General features: G+C 42.5%; 3 protein-coding genes. 2 read left to right on the top strand and 1 reads right to left on the bottom strand.

Translation table 11 applies throughout. The features are described 5' to 3' along the window. Positions 1–115: 115 nt before the first annotated feature. A complete protein-coding gene (locus F3741_12905; protein ID MZG31675.1) occupies positions 116–1,078 on the top strand; it encodes a DUF523 and DUF1722 domain-containing protein in 963 nt (320 codons plus the stop codon). Between the two features lie 75 nt (positions 1,079–1,153). Here F3741_12905 and F3741_12900 read toward each other — a convergent pair whose 3' ends face one another. Next, positions 1,154–1,381 carry a hypothetical protein gene (locus tag F3741_12900; protein ID MZG31674.1) on the bottom strand — a complete coding sequence of 76 codons (228 nt, stop codon included), beginning with the start codon at positions 1,379–1,381 and terminating at the stop codon, positions 1,154–1,156. Positions 1,382–1,724: 343 nt separating this feature from the next. On the opposite strand from F3741_12900, the gene F3741_12895 reads away from it, so the two are divergent. Then, positions 1,725–3,116, top strand: coding sequence for a hypothetical protein (locus F3741_12895; protein ID MZG31673.1), 1,392 nt, complete (start codon positions 1,725–1,727; stop codon positions 3,114–3,116). Positions 3,117–3,264 lie beyond the last annotated feature (148 nt).

Raw genomic sequence — 3,264 nt, 5'->3', positions numbered from 1 at the left:
GTTTTGTTCTCATATTTTACAGGTGATGCTTGTATTGATCCTGCATTCATGGAAACGTAAGATGCGAGGGTGGGGAATTGATGAATGCCCTTTCCTGAATTATGAAACCAGTTCGATGAAAATGAATGAAAAAATAAAAATTGGAGTCAGCAGTTGCCTGCTTGGCGAAAAGGTTCGGTGGAATGGTGAACACAAGCAGAGCCTTTTCGTTCGGGATGTGTTGGGAAAATATTTTGAATATATTTCTTCATGTCCGGAAATGGAAATTGGAATGGGCGTGCCCAGAGAAACGGTTGCCTTGTATGGTGCTTTAGAAAGTCCAAAAATGGTCGGCAAAAAAAGTCAAATTGACTGGACAGAGAAAATGAAACGTTACAGCAAAGAGCAAATCAAACTTTTAGCAGAACAGGACTTGTCCGGTTACATTTTTAAAAGTAAATCGCCTTCGTGTGGTATTGGAAGAATCCCGGTTTATTCGGAAGACGAACCTGGGAAAGCAAGGCATGGGTCTGGAATGTTCGCCAGTGAATTCATGAAGGCTTTTCCCTTAATGCCGGTAGTGGATGAGGGGAGGCTGCATGACCAAAGGATTAAGGAAAATTTTATAATTAAAGTATTTAGTTTTTATCGCCTGAAAAAATCATTATTGAGAAAGAATGCCAGGCTTGGAACCCTGGTCAAATTTCATACACAACATAAATTTTTAATCCTGGCTCATAGCAGAAAGCACTATCAGAGTCTGGGAAGAATTGTGGCGGAAGCCAAAAAGAGCCCCTGGAGCAAGGTGTTGGAAAATTACATTTATTTGTTTATGGAGTCCTTTGTCTATAAAACAACAAACAAAAAAAACACAGATGTCTTATTGCATATGATGGGATTTTTTAAAAAGCTGATTCCACCGGAAGATAAAAAAGATATTTTGAATGCCATAGAGGATTACAGGAAAGAGATTTTGCCATTAATTGTTCCCGTAACATTAATCAGGCACTACGTGAAAAAATACGACGTGACTTACTTGCAGGACCAGGTGTATCTAAATTCTCACCCAAAAGAGCTCATGCTGAGAAATCATGTATGAAAAATTAACAGCGAACCCTCAACAGGCTCAGACCAGGTCCCGGGGATTTTGTTCACCTCAAACCCCGGGAAGACATCAGAATTCACTGATAATGCTTCTCTCAGAATTTGCGTCACGGACGGTGAGGTCTTCGGCATTTTCTTTCCGGGCATTTTCAATATACTGTTTGAGAGCTGGGATTTCGTGTTCACCTTGAAAGTCCTTAAACTTACCTTCTCCTTCCAGATTCATTCGAAGTCCAAACCGGTCTCCCTTTTTCAATCTTTCTGAAAGCTCTTGAAACCAATTGTCATACATGTCCATGATATGCCTCCAATTCCTGGAAACGGGTTTCTGACAGGCCAAAAATTACCGGCGATTTATTACCAGGCTCAAAACGCTATACCTATATATAACGATCAAATCCGGGGCATTAATATTCCAGCTCTCGGAAACATCTCTTGTTTTTTATGCTTCAAGAAGATCCATGTGAACGAATTCTGCAAAATTTGTACTAAAAAATTCTTTTAACAAGCATTAGAATAGTCCGTGCGAAAGGATACGGACAATTTTGCAGCTCGTCCGCGTGAACCTCACACCTTATCGGCTCATGTGCAAATCTTGAAGAATATAATCCTTTGTAGAGATTTAATAGTGAGATGAACCTTTGAGAAACATTCTTGTTTTATTTTTTATCGTTTTTTGTTTTTTTCCCGGCTCAGTTGTTTTTGCTGCCGAGGGGAGTCACTTGCAGTTGAATAATGTCCTGCGGTTACCGGACTGGCTATCTATATCAGGTGAGCATAGAGCTCGTTATGAAACTCTAAGCGATCAGTTCCGGTCCGGCAGCACAGGAAGTGACCAGGTCTTATCATTGCGTACTTTGGTGCAAGCCAAAGTGAATTTCAGTGAAAATTTCCAAGCGTACCTGGAGTTGCAGGATTCCAGGGCAGAGTTGGCGGATCAGGGTTCTCGAATGAACTCGACAATAGTGAACTCTGCTGAATTGCTGGAAGCCAATTTGGTTTGGACAGCAGATGGGTTGTTTCAGGAAGGAAGTCAAATTGTGTTAAGGGGCGGTCGCCTTACTATGGATATTGGAGACCGCCGTTTCGTTGCACGAAACAGGTTCCGAAATGTTATCAATGCTTTCACGGGTTTGGATTGGAAGTGGGTAGCAAGAGATGGTATGCAGGTCAGGACTATTTTTACAATGCCCGTCAATCGTGAACCTTCCACCTCAGCAGAACTCCTGGAAAATGACGCTTCATTTGATAAGGAAAGTTTGAACCGTATTTTCTGGGGAATCTTTATTGCTGCTCCACACTTATCAGAAAACCATAAAGGCGAGTTTTATCTCTTCGGGTTCAATGAAGAAGATGGCGCTGACTTCAGAACGAGGAACAGGCAGGTATACACTCCTGGCTTTCGATTATACCGACCCGCGAAAAAGGCCCAATTTGATTATGAGCTGGAGTCAATGCTCCAGCTTGGCAATTTGCGCGCTACCGATGCCGAGACAGACACAAAAGACCTGGACCACTTTGCCTTCTTTCATCACTTGGAACTGGGTTATACATTTGATGCTCCCTGGTCGCCTCGTTTTTATTTGGAATATGATTACGCCAGTGGAGATGATGACCCCAACGATAATACTAATGAAAGGTTTGAAAGGCTTTTCGGACCAAATGTTTCCGAATTTGGCCCGACCAGTATCCACTCTGCTTTCGTACGCGCCAACATCAGTTCTCCCGGAGCAAGACTTCAAGTGAGACCTGCTTCCGACGTGTATGCGTACCTGTCTTATCGCTCTTATTGGCTGGCTTCGGATGCTGATGGCTGGCGGGGTGCATCGGGGTTGAGAGATACCAGAGGGAATTCAGGAAAGTTTCTGGGGCACCTCTTGTTTTTAAGGGGAAAATGGAAAGCTCATAATAATGTTAAATTCGAGGCAGGCCTTGCCTACAGAATAGATGGTGAATTTCAAGAAAACGTGTCGAATTCACCACGCCAGGGCAATTCAATTTATTCATACTACTCGATGACTCTTCTTTTCTGAACAGTCTGAGACCCTGACTTGAAAATGGCTATGGATATCAGGCTCAAAGACTGAATCACAAAGTTCATTATTCAGTTTGGCCTGGATTACCATCGATTTGTATTCACAGGCTCAGGAGTTGGTATTAGTTAAGAAGTCAAACCCAAGG

This window comes from Nitrospinota bacterium (assembly GCA_009873635.1).
Taxonomy (GTDB): domain Bacteria; phylum Nitrospinota; class Nitrospinia; order Nitrospinales; family VA-1; genus LS-NOB.
This window is presented reverse-complemented; position numbering and strand designations above follow the sequence as displayed.